Genomic DNA, 14,698 nt, shown 5'->3' on the forward strand with positions numbered 1-14,698 from the left:
CCCCCTGCTCCCAATCCGTCCTCACCTGTCAAACTCCTTCGACCACTTTGTTACCCCACCCCCACAGGGGTTACCAACCAGAGTGTTACCCACACCCACCCAGAAGTAACAACTCTCGCACCTTCCGTAACGCAATAGCTCTCAGAAAAGTTCCGTCAAATTTCGTAAAGATCGTAACTTATTGATTTATAAAGGTTTTTAAAAGTTGGCATACTAAGTGCTTTACTCTTAGTACAAAAATTGAAAACAGCCAACAATAAAAATAAATGACTGTTAAAAGCCCTATAACAACTAACAATAAGTGGGGCGAAACATAATAAAAATAATGGGGCGGCCGACAATAAAAGCAATGAGTGGCCAAAACCGCAAGAACAACAATAAACAATAACAATAAAACTCAAGAAGAATAAGAATAACAACAAGCGCGTTGCAAACTGACTGAACTGTACCTGGGAGAGGGTGTTTGCTTGAAAGCAAATTGAGAGCGCAAGGAAGCCGCTGCCTTCATACTGGTAATAATAATTCCCATATTTCTTTTCCCCCGAACTTACAGGCACCCGCATATTGCGGGCGCATTCCTTTGCGTGTGTTAGAATCGCGCCCGCGAGTCCCGATCTCTGAGGATAAACAGCCACTGAGGCTCATTTCCGGACTCGCTCCTGGGGTAGCCCAGGTATAGAGGCTCCAGCAGTGCCATCGTGAATCTCCCCAGAGGGACCACCACTTATACAGGCCGCCAACCAATGCGTGGCCAAGCACAGCGGGGCTTTCCCGGCCATCCCTAAATGGCAGCAGTCAACATAGACAGCCGTATGCTCAACAACCTGATTAGTAGTATCAAGCGCTGGCGCAAGCCGGCCAGTAAAGGCCCCAGGGTTATCGCCCGCAACGACCACAGCATCTCGCGCCGAGAAATCAGCCGCGCGGCCTTAACAGTTATGAAGCGCCTTCAGGATGCCGGATACCAGGCGTATATCGTAGGTGGAGGTGTGCGCGACCTGATGCTCGGCGGCCACCCCAAGGATTTCGATGTGGCCACCGACGCCACTCCAGAGCAGGCCAAGGTGCTGTTTCGCGGCGCCCGCATTGTCGGCCGCCGCTTTCGCATCCTGCACGCCCGTATAGGCCGTGAAGTTATCGAAGTGACTACCTTCCGCGGTCACCACAGCGATGGCGAGACTCACGAAGCCAAGCAGTCCGAACACGGTATGCTGCTGCGTGACAATGTCTATGGCGACCTGGAAAGTGATGCCATGCGTCGGGATTTCACGGTCAATGCGCTTTACTACACCACCAAAGGGTTCGAAATCCACGACTACACCGGCGGTGTCGAGGATATTGAAAAGCGCCTGATTAGAATGATCGGCTCCCCAGAGGTCCGCTACAAGGAAGACCCTGTGCGCATGCTGCGCGCAGTGCGCTTCGCCGCCAAGTTAGATTTCACTATTGAAGGCAAGACGGAAGCTCCCCTGCACGAGCTGGCGCCACTGTTACGCAATATTGCCCCGGCTCGCCTGTTCGATGAGATTCTCAAGCTGCTGATGAGTGGCCACGGAGAGCGCACCTTTGAGCTGCTGCGCCAGTACCAGCTCTGGCAACACCTGTTCCCGGATAACGCTGCACAAATTGAGGCCAACAGCGCGGCCCTGAAACTATCCCAACAAGCCCTGCGCAACACGGACCAACGTATCCGCGCCGATATGCGTGTTACCCCAGCGTTCCTCTACGCCGCCCTACTCTGGCCTGCGGTGAGCACCGAGCAACAAAAGCTGGTTGCCAAGGGCACCCCACCAGCGCCAGCGCTGGCCCAAGCGGCACAAAAAGTTACCAGCTCACAGCTGGCCCACACCGCTATTCCCAAGCGCTTCTCAATCCCCATGCGGGAAATCTGGGACCTGCAACAGCGCCTGCCCCAGCGCGGTGGCAGTCGGGCCCAGCGCTTACAGGAACACCCCCGTTTCCGCGCCGCCTACGACTTCCTGTTGCTGCGGGAAGAAAGTGGCGAGATTGAAGCGGGCCTGGGCAAATGGTGGACCGACTTCCAACAGGCTGACGATGAGCAGCGCCAGCAAATGGTGCGCAAGCTACAGCGCACAGGCAGCGGTGGGCGCCGCAACCGCAACTCTCGCGGCCGCCGTCGCAAGCCGAGAGCAGAACAGTAATGGAAACGGTATACATCGGCCTGGGCAGTAACCTGGCAGAGCCCGGCAAACAACTGCGCAGCGCCCTATCGGCCATGGAACGAATCCCCAGTACAGAATTATTGGGGTGTTCGAGCTTTTACCGAAGCGCCCCGGTCGGCCCCGGCGATCAACCCGATTACATCAATGCCGTCGCAGCATTGAAAACAACACTGTCCCCGCTGGCACTACTGGACCAGCTCCAATCTATCGAGCTGTCCCACGGGCGCGAGCGCTCCATCCGCTGGGGCGCCCGCACCCTGGACCTGGATATCCTGTTGTTTGGGGAATCTCAAATCGATGAGCCCCGCCTACAGGTCCCACACCCGCGCATGACCGAGCGCAACTTCGTACTGCTACCCCTTACTGAACTGGCTCCCGCGATGGAACTGCCCGGATTGGGAGCCCTTCCAGCACTCTTACAGGGCTGCCCGGAAAACCGCCTGGAAAAGGTTTGATCGACTGAGGCTCCCCAACTACTCGACGGGCGGCCCTCTCAATAGTACTTTTGCGTTTGCAACTCATCAGGGAAGACCCCAGACAAAGAGGAGTCGCTCAAGTGGTTATCGAAAAACCCGAGACCAGCACAGCTGAACTCAACCGGTCTAATAAAACACCGCCTAAGTTTATCGCGGTGGAAGGCAATATTGGTGTGGGAAAAACCACACTGGCAAAGAAGCTGGCCTCCACATTCAATTACGACACGCTGTTGGAATTACCCGAGGAGAACCCCTTTTTGGAGCGTTTCTACCGGGACCCCCAAAACGCCGCACTGCCCACCCAGCTGCACTTTCTCCTACAGCGATCACAGCAAATCCAGGCACTGCGGCAAGACGATATCTTTGAGCCGGTGCGGGTGTCGGACTTTTTGATCGAAAAGGACCAGCTGTTTGCTGAAGTCACCCTGGATAAGGATGAGCTGCACCTATACGAACAGGTGTACAAACACCTCACCCTGGAAGCACCCAAGCCGGACCTGGTGATCTATTTGCAAGCCCCCCTCGATGTGCTGCAAGCCCGAATCCGCAATCGGGGAATCCCGGCTGAGCAGGCGATAAGCAATGAATACCTCGCCACCCTCAACAACGCCTACACCCGCTTTTTCCATTTTTACGATGAGGCGCCTCTACTCATCGTCAATACCGAGGAGATCGACATTGTCGATAGCCCAGAGGACTACCAACAGCTGGTCGAATATCTGTTCACGATCACCAGTGGCCGGCACTATTACAACCCAGGAAGTTAATCGTTATGTATGCACCCTCTGAATTAGAAAAGCTCGTAACCGTTCAAACCCTGCGAAAAATGAAAGCGAATGGTGAGAAGTTTATTACCGTTGCTCTCTACGATGCCCCTATGGCTGCGATGGCACAAAAGTCCGGGGTTGAGACACTGCTCGTCGGAGATTCCCTGGGCATGACCGTGCTGGGTTACGACAGCACCGTGCCAGTGACGATGGAGCAAATGATTTACCACGTCGAGGCGGTCGCGCGCGGCAATAAGAAGTCCCTGATTATGGGGGATATGCCGTTTATGACCTACGCCACCCCGGAGCAGGCACTCCAGAATGCAACCCGGATCATGCAGGCCGGTGCACATATGGTGAAGATCGAGGGAGGCGCCTGGCTCGCCGACACCGTGAAGATTCTTACTGATCGCGGTATTCCCGTTTGCGCCCACCTGGGCCTCACCCCTCAATCAGTACACAAACTGGGAGGCTATCGCGTTCAGGGGCGCGATGAAGAACACGCCAAGCAAATCCTCGAAGACGCCCTACAACTCGACGAAGCCGGAGCTGATCTGCTGGTGTTGGAATGTGTACCCGCCGACCTGGCAAAGCGTATTACCGAAGCCGTATCCATGCCCACCATCGGCATAGGCGCGGGCCGCGACTGCGATGCCCAGGTACTGGTAATCAATGACATCCTGGGCCTCACCCAACAGCCTCCCAAGTTTTCCAAAAACTTCCTGGTAGAGGCCGAGGATATTCCCGGGGCCCTGCGCAAATACGCCGAGGACGTCAAACAAGGCGTTTTCCCCGGCGAGGAACACATATTTAAATAATACTCCCCTCATCCGGGTGCTTCTCACCCGGTATTTTTCTGCGGCAGGTCCCACCTGCCGCTCTCAAGCGGTAACACTATGACTTTCGACCAACTAATCCAGGATTGGCTCTCGACCAATGGCGCCACTTCTGTGCCCGAAGGCTGGACCCAGGGGCGAGCTACATTTGGCGGCCTTGTAGCCGCAATGCTGTATGAGCGGATGGCTTCAGAGCTGCCTTCTGAGAGCAGCTTGCGCTCTTTTACCACCTCATTCGTAGGCCCGGTTGCCCCGGGGGCGATTAACACCCGCGCGGATGTCCTTCGCGCAGGCCGCTCTGTCACTCAGGTACAGGGGCACCTCGATCTGAATGGTGCCGTTATGCTGGCGGGCCTCGCCAGTTTTGGTCGCGGCAGGGAGTCATCCGTTCTCGCCAAAGGTCCCTCAGCACCGGAGTACCCCACCCCAGATAAATGCCTGCCCCTGCCCTATATCGAAGGTGTAGTGCCGGAATTTACACAGAAGTTCGATTACCGTATCGCATGTGGGGGCCTGCCTTTCAGCGGCGCGAAAGAGAGAGTTTTAGGTGGCTGGGTACGATTTAAGGATGGCAGTAAAGGCCGTACCGGTATCAGCCACTTACTCGCACTGATCGATGCCTGGCCACCGGCGACACTCCCGATGATGAAAGAGCCGGCTCCCGCCAGCTCATTAACATGGACAGTGGAGTTTATGGAGCCACTCCCAGAGCGCACCGCTTCTGACTGGTGGCAATACGAGGCCGAAGTGGAACAGGCTGAGGATGGCTACGCAGTAATACAGGCCCGCTTGTGGGATGCCGATGGACGTTTAACCGCCCTCTCCCGCCAAATGGTCACTATCTTTGGTTAACCAGCACTCGTCGATCAACTATCCCTTTACCGCCACTCATTGAGTGCCTTGGCTCCACGGATGGAACCATTTAAACGGTCCTAAAGAATTTTGTAACTTTTCTGCAGCCTTCAGATAACTCTAAATAATACTTCCCGATCCTGCTTAACCCGCCTAACGAATCAATTATTACCTGCATAAAAATATACAACTTTCGTGATTTTTATTATTTTTTTATGAAAAAAATAATTCGCGCCGCCCTTACAGAAAAATAAAATAAAAAAAACCTCCTTTACTCCAATTTGTAATCTACGCTATCCATCATCCCCTCCATCGAAAACAAAGGGGCCGCCAGAGAAACGCCCCAATTTTCGACCCCACTACAAAACCGTCGGTAATAACAAAGTTGGAGAGCAATAATGATAAAAAGAATATTTTTTTCACTCACACTTCTATTCAGCCATTCCGCCGCAGCAGTAGATTTTGAAGACGTTTGGGATGCAATTACTTCTTGTAACTGGTTTGAATTTATTGATGATGTCGACGATACCGGCTCAAAAGACCTGGACGGCTATGAATACGGTGACACTGAATTTGCCGATGCCAATTCAGGCAGTTTTGACATGATCGTCTACAACATGGATGGATTTTTGGAGTGTATAGGCGGCAACAGCAAGTCTGACTTCAAACAAATTATTAACACTTTTGATAATAACCCCAAAGACCTCTGGTTGATGCAGGAGGCTTGGAGCAAAACCAAAGCCAATTATCTGGACGACGACGACAAGCTCGATAACGACACAGTCCCCTATCGCTCCAAACACTGGAAAGGCACTGGTACCAGCTTTGGCAATGGCCTGCTGACCTTTTCCAAGTTTCCGTTTGACCGAGATAATCGCGATGACGACGACTACACCTTCGCCACTTATGAGGAGGAAACTTTTGATAAGTGCGCAGGTAATGACTGTGATACCGAAAAAGGCTTTACCGTAGCAAAAGTTGAAGTGACCAAAAACTTCCATATTCATGTGTACAACACCCATATGGATGCAGGACACCAAGACGATGACCTAAATGCCAAAGCCAAGCAACTCGACCAGATTGCCGATATGATCGTCGCCCACTCAAGTAATGCCACAGTCATTTTGGCTGGTGATTTCAATATGGCGTTTGATGAAAATGACGACGGCTGGCGCGGTACAAACTACCAAACCTGGAAAGCATTTTTTGCCAAAACCGGCGGCAAGCATGCCTGCCAATATATGCTATCTGGCAGTGACACCAGCTTGGAAGCCTGTGCTGATGAACTTCAGGACGATACCGATCATGTCGTCGTTATTAATAACAACCCCAATTACACGCTGGACGTAACCAATTATTATATTGGCTCCGCGGAGTACACCGGGCTGAGCGACCACGACCCAGTATTTGTAGACTTCTCATGGGTTAAGCACTAAACGAGCGGTTCACAGCCTCTTCCGCAGGGGATCGGAAGGGGCTTAACCAATTTACCGACAGAGTGAACGACACCGGACTGAAAACACAATCCAGCTACAATTTTGCTTATTGAGGAGAACTTTAACCCACGCATAAACCGCATGCTTGGCGGGAAGGGCTTTCAGTGGACAGGATTAAGAACCTAGTTGTCGGAAGTGGTCCTGCGAGTATCGCTACAGTCAAGGCATTGCAAGATATTGGGCAAGAAGTTGAAGTCGTTGATGTTTCATATGACCTTGAAGACGATATCAAATACCAAGTTAATATCTTATCCAAAAAAAACATTGATGCATGGACTCAGGAGGACAAAGATAAACTGTTTCCAGCTCCAGTAGCCTCCCGAAAAGGCCTGGAAAGAAGATATCTATTTGGGTCTGACTTTCCATACAGAGTACCAAAACCTCTCAGCATTACGACAAAAAACTGTAATACAGAATTTTCCCATGGCTTTGGTGGGCTTGGGAACGTATGGGGTGCAGCTATCATGCCCTACAGTGAAAGTCAGCTAGCAAATTGGCCTATCTCCTTAAATGAACTAACGCCATCCTACAAAAATGTACTCCGCTATATGCCTATAAGTGCGGAGATAGACAATCTCAATAACAAGTATCCACTATTCCCTAACAACTTTACTGCCATCAAAAGAAATGCGCCGACAGATTTCTTATTGAAAAAATTGAAGGCTATTGAAAGTAATCTCCAGAGGAATGGCATTGAATTTGGTCGAGCCCGCTTAGCGGTAGATGCAAGCAAGGGGGAGCATGGATGTAGATATTGCGGCCACTGCTTTGACGGATGCCCATACCAATCTATTTTCAACCCTAAATACTTGTTTGAAAAACTACAAAAAGACAAACTCACCATACATAAAGGTCTTCTTGTCCTGGAGATTCATGAAACAAGTCAAGGCGTAAACGTGATTGCAGTTGATATAACCAATAGCAAAATAAAAAAAATTACCGCACAGAAAGTTTTTCTCGCAACCGGCCAGTTTGCCACCACTACAATACTGGCAAGATCCCTCAATCTATTAAATACTCCAATCAAAATCAAAAACAGCCAGTATTTTTTCTTCCCCCTCTTTCTCTACAAAGGGTATCGTTATGAGATTGAGTTTACCCTCGCAGAAATCTTTCTAGAAGTTGACAATCCAAACATAAGTCCTGAACAAATACACCTCCAACTTTATGGTCGAAGCCAAATTATTGAAGAACAATTAACATCTCTACTTCCCCCCCTTTTCCCAAAGCAAGTCGCCTTGGATCGCTTATACGTAATTCAGGGTTTTATGTCCTCTGAGGATTCTGATTCATTGGAACTAACTTTAACCGACAAACAAGCAGATAGCTCTTCAATAGAAATAAGAGGAATTGAAAATACGAGAGCCCGAGAAATCGCCCAAAGAACACAGTCTTTAATAAGGCGTTCACTGATAAGGCTTGGTATGGTCCCCCCCTTCTTTCTCACCGTACTACCACCAGGCAAAAGCTTCCACCTTGGTGGCAGTTTCCCGATGGGAGGAAAACATGAGATATTCCGCTCAGACCTCTTAGGAAGGCCGGCACACTTTAAAAATGTCCATATTGTGGATTCTGCCAACTTTCCCAATATTGCAGGCTCAACCATCACCTTTACCATTATGGCGAATGCTGATCGAATCGTAAGGTCTATAGGGTTTCGTGGCTGATTGGCAGCCCAGATAACTGAAATAACCTATTTAGCTAGGATACTTCAAAAGATAACTACAACCACTTTTTCCAGTAAAACAAAGCGATCTGCCCAGCCAATGCCACCACCAGCAAGATGCAAAAAGCAATAAAGCCCAAGGACGACTGTCCCCAGGGAATACCGCCGACATTAATCCCAAACAATCCAGTGAGAAAGCTCAGCGGCAGAAAAACTGCTGCCACCACTGATAGTACATACATACGACTATTCAACTGATCCGAAGTGCGACTCAACAATTCCTCCTGAGCGATTGCCGCGCGCTCCCTTACCGCATCGATATCGTCGATATGGCGCTGTAACCGATCATTTACCTCTCCCAAGAGGGCGTGGCTGTGCTCATCAAACCAGGATAGGGATTCCTGCTGTAAACGCCCGAGTACCTCCCGCTGCAGGCATAAGTAGCGTCGCAGTACGATAGTTCTCTTGCGCAACCGAACCAGTAGGGAAGAAAGCTCCGCCCCCCCCTTATCTAATAACAGGTTTTCCAGGTCATCGATTTTTTCTTCGAAGTCTTCGGCCCGATCACACATACGCAAGACCAACAGATCTGCCAGGGACATCAAAAGAGCCGCAGTTCCACGGGGACCAAAGCCACTGCGCAAGCGAGAAAGCAAGTCATCCTCTGAAAGCAACTTCCGTCGGCCGGTACTGATAATACGGTTTTCCTCGGCCCAAATGCGAATGGCGATCATATCCTTTGCGCGCGGCTTGGATTTTCGCTCGATGCCGTACATAGCCAACATCAGCCCCTGATCCACAGTCATTACACAGGGGCGCGTTGTCTTCGCAGACAGGGTCTCTATCGCCGTAGCTGTGAGTCCACTATCCTGTTGCAGCCACTCGACGGTGTTGGTGCTGTCGTAGTCAAAATGCAACCAGAGAATTCCCTGATCAGGTTGCCAGGATTTCACCTCTGCCCAGGAAAGCTCTCGGCCCGAGCCTTTGCGATCGAGTAAGACAGCGTAGACCAGACCAGTTTCCATAGGCTCTCATATCACCTGATATTGATTGGAGCATCACTTTCTTTTCGCGACTTATTTACTGAGATGGGCCAGCTCTGCGGCGTTCTGCTCCCAGTTTTGACCATCGAAAGGTTCGACCTCCAAGTCTCCGGGTCTCTCATCAAAACAGCGCGCATTAAGACTATAGCCATCCGGGTTGGAGCGCGGCACATAAAAAGACTTAACGCCGCAATGGCGACAAAACAGGTGCTTGGCCACCCCCGTATTAAACGTATAACAATCCAGGTCTTTTTCCCCAGACTCCAGCTTAAAGTTTTCAGCGGGAATAATGACGTGCAGAAAACCCACTTTCTCACACATCGAGCAATTGCACGCATGGGCTACCAGTTTCTCCTCTGAGTCGCGCTCGTGCCGCGCCCGATAGCGAATAGCGCCACAGTGGCAACCTCCGCGAAGTTCAGTAGTAACTTTACTCATTTGAATTATTGTCCTTTTCAAATAACGGGCGGGCAGCCAACAGTGAAAACAGCGAAAGGCCCAGCAGCAGGTGGAACCAGTTTGTACGCGCCAAGCCCAGCACTCGCGGAGCGCCGGTACCCACAAACAATCCATCCATTGCAATGACTACTGCCCCTGCCCCCAGTAACAAAGGACCCGGTGGCGATAGTCGTCGCGGTGACATCAATTCCATCATTGCAACCCACAACCACAACAAAAGCCCCAGGGCGGAAAATACCTCTGTCACTTCCTGCGGCGATAACCTGCCACTTTCCGAGACGCCAATAGACGAGGCCAATACCAGCACCAGCACTACATAAGCGGGTCCCCGGGTACTCTGTCCAATACCTATCTCGAAACGTGCCCAAACCAACCCTATTCCAATTAGCAACAGCGAACTAAACCCGGATAGTTGCAGTAAAGCCCGGTGTAATTGGGTTGCCCCGGGATCAATACCGTAGCGATAGGCACCGACAATCGCGGAGACAGCGATAAATAGAAGACCCGCCATCACCAAGAGTGCAGCTGATTGGAAGCGAGCATTGGTAAGACGCCAGTACTGATTGGCAATCAGCAGTGCGGCGAGGGTGAGGAGAATGTCGATCAGCCAGAAGTTGTCCAATGTTTTGCCCTTTTTTTCCAGAATTCTAATAGAAAACCGGTAATAAGCGACAATTCCGCTTCGGCAGATACAAAAAAACCCGGCTTAAAAGCCGGGTTTTTTCAGTCCGTAGACTTAAGCTTCGTCGGAAGCTTGCTTGGCTTCTTCAGCGGCAGCTGCATCGGCCTTGGCTTCCTTGATAGAAAGCTTGATACGTCCACGCTGGTCAACGTCGAGTACTTTAACCTTAATCTTCTCACCTTCACTCAGGTAATCAGTTACGGCATTTACGCGCTCTTCAGCGATCTGGGAGATATGCACCAGACCGTCTTTGCCCGGCAGGAAGTTAACGAACGCACCGAAGTCTACGATACGTACCACGGTACCTTCGTAGATAGCGCCAATCTCAGCTTCCGCAGTGATCTCCTCGATGCGGGTTACCGCCGCTTCCAGGCTCTCACCGTCTTCACCGAAGACCTTGATAGTGCCGTCATCTTCGATATCAATGGAGGCGCCGGTCTCTTCAGTGATGGAGCGGATAGTCGCACCGCCCTTACCGATCACGTCGCGGATCTTGTCCGGGTGGATCTTCAGGGTCGCGTAGCGCGGTGCGTTCTCATTCACGGTGGTACGGGAAGAGTCGATCACCTTGTTCATTTCCGCGAGGATGTGCAGACGCGCGTGCAGAGCCTGCTCCAGAGCGGTCTCCATGATCTCTTCGGTAATACCTTCGATCTTGATGTCCATCTGCAGCGCGGTCACACCAGAGGCGGTACCCGCTACTTTGAAGTCCATATCGCCGAGGTGGTCCTCGTCACCGAGGATATCGGTCAGAACCGCGTAGCCTTCTTCTTCCTTCACCAGACCCATAGCGATACCGGCTACCGGTGCCTTCAGCGGAACACCCGCATCCATCAGCGCCAGGCTGGAACCACATACGGAAGCCATGGAGCTGGAACCGTTGGATTCAGTGATCTCGGAAACTACACGCACGGTGTAGGGGAAGCTGTCCGGGCTCGGCAGAACTGCAGCGATACCGCGGCGAGCGAGACGGCCGTGACCGATTTCGCGACGACCGGTAGCACCTACACGACCCGCTTCACCTACAGAGTAGGGAGGGAAGTTGTAGTGCAGCATAAAGTAGTCTTTGCGCTCACCTTCCAGGGCGTCGATGATCTGTGCATCGCCAGTGGAACCGAGGGTAGCCACTACCAGAGCCTGGGTCTCACCACGGGTGAACAGCGCAGAGCCGTGGGATTTGGGCAGAGCGCCAACTTCCACAGCGATCGAACGTACAGTTTTGCTGTCGCGACCGTCGATACGGGGCTCGCCACGCACTACAGCGCCACGCACCAGCTTCTTCTCCAGCTTGCCGAAGTAGCTTTTTACCAGATCGGAGCTAATTTCTTCAGTAGCCAGGGCTTCAGCGGCTTCGCTGCGCAGTTCCGCCAGGCGGGTGCTGCGCTCTTGCTTGTTGGTGATGCGGTAGGCTTCGGCAACCTTCTCGCCAAACTGAGCGTCCAGGGCAGCTTTCAGCTCGGTGTTTTCCGCCGGAGCCTGCCAGTCCCACTGGGGCTTGCCCGCTTCCGCTTTCAGCTCTTCACAAACCTTGATAATGGCCTGCATTTCCTGGTGTGCGTAGAGTACGGCACCCAGCATGATGTCTTCCGGCAGCTCCTGGGCTTCGGACTCCACCATCAGTACGGCGTCTTTGGTACCGGCAACGACCATGTCCAGCTCGGAGGTCTTCAGAGCTTCGTAGCCCGGGTTCAGCAGGTAGCCGTCTTGCTGGGTGTAACCCACACGCGCAGCACCGATTGGGCCAGCGAAAGGAATACCGGAAACAGACAGCGCTGCGGAGGTGCCGATCATAGCAGCGATATCCGGGTCCATGTCCTTCTCAGCGGAGAGAACAGTACACATCACCTGAACTTCGTTCATAAAGCCGTTCGGGAACAGCGGGCGGATCGGGCGATCGATCAGACGGGAAGTCAGGGTTTCTTTTTCAGACGGGCGGCCTTCACGCTTGAAGAAGCCACCGGGAATTTTGCCAGCCGCGTAGGCTTTTTCTTGATAGTGCACGGACAACGGGAAGAAGCCCTGATCTGGCTTGGCTTCTTTAGCGCCGACAACAGTACACAGGACAACAGTCTCTCCCATGCTAACCAGGGCAGCACCGGTAGCCTGGCGCGCGATACGGCCGGTCTCGATGGTGACTTGGTGTTGTCCGTATTGGAAAGTTTTGCTTACTGGATTCACTAGTTTTTTTCCTATTTCCTTACGGTTACTGGCCCATTCCAGTAACCCCTACAGTGGTTGCCTGGATAGAAGTTCCAAACCTTCAGTCCAGAGCGATACGGGGATGTACCGCTACCGACCCGGGTGGCCGGTGCAAACGCAGCACATCCGCCGGGATATTTGCCCCTGGGGTTGTGTTGCGAAACTGCCGAAAAGTGACAACAGCGCCACTTTTCAGCAAGCATTAAAGAAGAAAGCCCGCCAGAGGCGGGCATTCCAGGGTCTTAGCGACGCAGGCCGAGCTTAGCGATCAGCTGTGCGTAACGGTTCAGATCCTTGCGCTTCAGGTAGTCCAGCAGCTTGCGACGCTGGTTTACCATGCGGATCAGACCACGGCGAGAGTGGTGATCCTGCTTGTGCGCAGAGAAGTGACCCTGCAGTTTGTTGATGTTGGCAGTCAGCAGGGCTACCTGGACTTCCGGAGAACCGGTGTCGCCTTCAGATTGGCCGTGCTCTTTCAGGATTGCTGCTTTTTCTACTGCAGACAGTGCCATAACGATTAACCTCGTCGTAATATGCTTTAAAAGATTCGGCTGGCCCGTGCATATTTACAGACCAGCTACTCACTGTTGTGGACTTAGTCCACTGCAGTACTCTCACATCAACCGCTATCGGCTCTCACCAATATAGCGTTTTCTGCTTAAGTACTACTTACCAGACGCCGAGGCGCTACGCACCCGTCGTCAGTAATTTCTCCTACGCCCAGAAAATCGCCATTTTCCAGGAAGAGGCGCACCATATCACCTTCTTCACCGATACGGTAGACCTGCAAATCCATTACCGGCTGCCCCTGACGCACATAGTAACCAGACTCGTCCGGAAGGGTGAGTTTGGGCAGCGAAGAGGCGGGAGAATCCACCGATAACAGGTGGTGATCCAACTCCTCCGCCATTCCCTCACCGCGCTCTGCGGTGAGTTCATCCAAAGTCACTGAATCGGCCTCGACGTAGGGACCGGCTGCGCTGCGGTGTAACTCTTCCACATAGGCACCGACACCCAGGGCCTGGCCCAGGTCTTCGGCAATACTGCGAATATAAGTGCCCTTGGAGCAGTGAACCTCAACTTCCGCACGGGGCTGGGCGCCCGGTGTAAAGCTCAGCAGCTCAAATTCAAAAACCTCTACTTGCCGCGCCTCGCGCTCCACTTCCAAGCCCTGGCGCGCCAACTTATACAGCGGCTGCCCCTTATGCTTGAGGGCCGAGTACATGGACGGCACTTGTTTGATAGGACCGCGAAAGGCTTCCATCGCTTTCAGCACGGCTTCTTCGGTCAAACCGGAAGCATCTTTGGCTTCCAGTACATCGCCATCGGCATCGCCACTGGCTGTAGTCATGCCGAAAACAAAAGTACTGCGATAGCGCTTGTCCGCATCGAGCAGGTACTGGGAAAACTTGGTTGCTTCGCCGAAACAGATCGGCAACACGCCGGTTGCCAGGGGGTCCAGCGCTCCGGTGTGACCGGCGCGATTGGCGAAAAAGAGTCGTTTGGCTTTTTGCAGGGCGTCGTTGGCGGTAATTCCGGCGGGCTTGTTCAATAACAGCACGCCGTGAACCGGCCGGCCCCATTTTGGTCTGCGGCCCATGGATTAATCTTCGTTGGAGTCGCTATCGTCATCTTGGTGTTTGCGATCTTCTTTAACCGCCTTGTCGATCAGGGCAGACAGCGCCTGGCCGCGCACCGAGGTCTCGTCGTAGCGGAAGTGCAAACGAGGAATAGTGCGAATCTGGATTGCACGCGCGAGCTGCGTGCGCAAAAAGCCGGCGGCTTTGTTCAGCACTTCGATAGAGGTATTAATTTTGCTGCGATCATCCTCACCCACCAGGGTGACAAAAACTTTAGCAACGGTTAAGTCGCGGCTGACTTCAACATCATTGACGTTGATCATACCCAGGCGAGGATCGCGAATCTCGTGTTGGATCAGCTGGGCCAGCTCGCGGCGCATGGCGTCGGCGACGCGGTCTGCGCGATGAAATTCTCTTGCCATTGTTTACCTATTGAGAATGGCGGTTTAAAGACAGGAA

14 protein-coding genes are annotated in these 14,698 nt (G+C 52.5%); 7 read left to right on the forward strand and 7 right to left on the reverse strand.

Going from position 1 to position 14,698, the window contains the following annotated elements:
• Positions 1-785 precede the first annotated feature (785 nt).
• The 7 genes from pcnB (at position 786) to ACJJIY_RS00990 (ending at position 8,277) form a co-directional block, all read left to right on the forward strand.
• The gene (gene pcnB / locus ACJJIY_RS00960) at positions 786-2,162 is read left to right on the forward strand and encodes a polynucleotide adenylyltransferase PcnB (protein ID WP_444896209.1); all 1,377 of its coding nucleotides are present in this window, start codon (positions 786-788) and stop codon (positions 2,160-2,162) included.
• Complete coding sequence (gene folK / locus ACJJIY_RS00965) at positions 2,162-2,638, forward strand: 2-amino-4-hydroxy-6-hydroxymethyldihydropteridine diphosphokinase (protein ID WP_444896208.1); 477 nt, start codon at positions 2,162-2,164, stop codon at positions 2,636-2,638. The genes pcnB and folK overlap by 1 nt, the downstream gene beginning before the upstream one ends.
• A 101-nt stretch (positions 2,639-2,739) precedes the next feature.
• Positions 2,740-3,426, forward strand: a complete 687-nt coding sequence (locus ACJJIY_RS00970; RefSeq protein WP_444896207.1) for a deoxynucleoside kinase — start codon at positions 2,740-2,742, stop codon at positions 3,424-3,426.
• A gap of 5 nt (positions 3,427-3,431) precedes the next feature.
• Positions 3,432-4,244 carry a 3-methyl-2-oxobutanoate hydroxymethyltransferase gene (gene panB, locus ACJJIY_RS00975; RefSeq protein WP_413663177.1) on the forward strand — a complete coding sequence of 271 codons (813 nt, stop codon included), beginning with the start codon at positions 3,432-3,434 and terminating at the stop codon, positions 4,242-4,244.
• A 78-nt stretch (positions 4,245-4,322) separates the two neighbouring features.
• A complete protein-coding gene (locus tag ACJJIY_RS00980; protein WP_444896206.1) occupies positions 4,323-5,114 on the forward strand; it encodes an acyl-CoA thioesterase in 792 nt (263 codons plus the stop codon).
• A gap of 398 nt (positions 5,115-5,512) precedes the next feature.
• Complete coding sequence (locus ACJJIY_RS00985; protein WP_413663179.1) at positions 5,513-6,550, forward strand: endonuclease/exonuclease/phosphatase family protein; 1,038 nt, start codon at positions 5,513-5,515, stop codon at positions 6,548-6,550.
• Between the two features lie 164 nt (positions 6,551-6,714).
• The gene (locus tag ACJJIY_RS00990) at positions 6,715-8,277 is read left to right on the forward strand and encodes a hypothetical protein (RefSeq protein WP_444907380.1); all 1,563 of its coding nucleotides are present in this window, start codon (positions 6,715-6,717) and stop codon (positions 8,275-8,277) included.
• Between the two features lie 55 nt (positions 8,278-8,332).
• On the opposite strand, the gene ACJJIY_RS00995 is transcribed toward ACJJIY_RS00990, so the two are convergent.
• The 7 genes from ACJJIY_RS00995 to rbfA form a co-directional block, all read right to left on the reverse strand.
• Positions 8,333-9,301 (reverse strand): zinc transporter ZntB, encoded by a 969-nt coding sequence (locus ACJJIY_RS00995; protein ID WP_444896204.1) that lies wholly within the window; start codon positions 9,299-9,301, stop codon positions 8,333-8,335.
• 51 nt (positions 9,302-9,352) lie between these two features.
• Complete coding sequence (locus ACJJIY_RS01000) at positions 9,353-9,757, reverse strand: GFA family protein (protein WP_413663182.1); 405 nt, start codon at positions 9,755-9,757, stop codon at positions 9,353-9,355.
• Positions 9,750-10,400 carry a hypothetical protein gene (locus ACJJIY_RS01005; protein WP_413663183.1) on the reverse strand — a complete coding sequence of 217 codons (651 nt, stop codon included), beginning with the start codon at positions 10,398-10,400 and terminating at the stop codon, positions 9,750-9,752. Before ACJJIY_RS01005 ends, ACJJIY_RS01000 begins: the two co-directional genes overlap by 8 nt.
• A gap of 114 nt (positions 10,401-10,514) precedes the next feature.
• Positions 10,515-12,638 (reverse strand): polyribonucleotide nucleotidyltransferase, encoded by a 2,124-nt coding sequence (gene pnp / locus ACJJIY_RS01010; RefSeq protein ID WP_445358913.1) that lies wholly within the window; start codon positions 12,636-12,638, stop codon positions 10,515-10,517.
• A gap of 263 nt (positions 12,639-12,901) precedes the next feature.
• A complete protein-coding gene (gene rpsO / locus ACJJIY_RS01015) occupies positions 12,902-13,171 on the reverse strand; it encodes a 30S ribosomal protein S15 (protein WP_252083174.1) in 270 nt (89 codons plus the stop codon).
• A gap of 146 nt (positions 13,172-13,317) precedes the next feature.
• Positions 13,318-14,259 carry a tRNA pseudouridine(55) synthase TruB gene (truB, locus tag ACJJIY_RS01020; RefSeq protein ID WP_445358914.1) on the reverse strand — a complete coding sequence of 314 codons (942 nt, stop codon included), beginning with the start codon at positions 14,257-14,259 and terminating at the stop codon, positions 13,318-13,320.
• A gap of 3 nt (positions 14,260-14,262) precedes the next feature.
• Entirely contained in the window at positions 14,263-14,661 is a 399-nt protein-coding gene (gene rbfA, locus ACJJIY_RS01025) for a 30S ribosome-binding factor RbfA (RefSeq protein WP_108734361.1), read from the reverse strand.
• Positions 14,662-14,698: the final 37 nt, after the last annotated feature.

This window comes from Microbulbifer maximicatervae (SeqCode) (genome assembly GCF_052468155.1).

Coding starts and splice junctions, on each gene's coding strand:
- rbfA (WP_108734361.1), bottom strand. CDS start 14,661: ATGGCAAGAGAATTTCATCGCGCAGACCGCGTCGCCGACGCCATGCGC.
- folK (WP_444896208.1), top strand. CDS start 2,162: ATGGAAACGGTATACATCGGCCTGGGCAGTAACCTGGCAGAGCCCGGC.
- ACJJIY_RS00985 (WP_413663179.1), top strand. CDS start 5,513: ATGATAAAAAGAATATTTTTTTCACTCACACTTCTATTCAGCCATTCC.
- ACJJIY_RS00995 (WP_444896204.1), bottom strand. CDS start 9,301: ATGGAAACTGGTCTGGTCTACGCTGTCTTACTCGATCGCAAAGGCTCG.
- panB (WP_413663177.1), top strand. CDS start 3,432: ATGTATGCACCCTCTGAATTAGAAAAGCTCGTAACCGTTCAAACCCTG.
- truB (WP_445358914.1), bottom strand. CDS start 14,259: ATGGGCCGCAGACCAAAATGGGGCCGGCCGGTTCACGGCGTGCTGTTA.
- ACJJIY_RS01000 (WP_413663182.1), bottom strand. CDS start 9,757: ATGAGTAAAGTTACTACTGAACTTCGCGGAGGTTGCCACTGTGGCGCT.
- ACJJIY_RS00980 (WP_444896206.1), top strand. CDS start 4,323: ATGACTTTCGACCAACTAATCCAGGATTGGCTCTCGACCAATGGCGCC.
- rpsO (WP_252083174.1), bottom strand. CDS start 13,171: ATGGCACTGTCTGCAGTAGAAAAAGCAGCAATCCTGAAAGAGCACGGC.
- pcnB (WP_444896209.1), top strand. CDS start 786: ATGGCAGCAGTCAACATAGACAGCCGTATGCTCAACAACCTGATTAGT.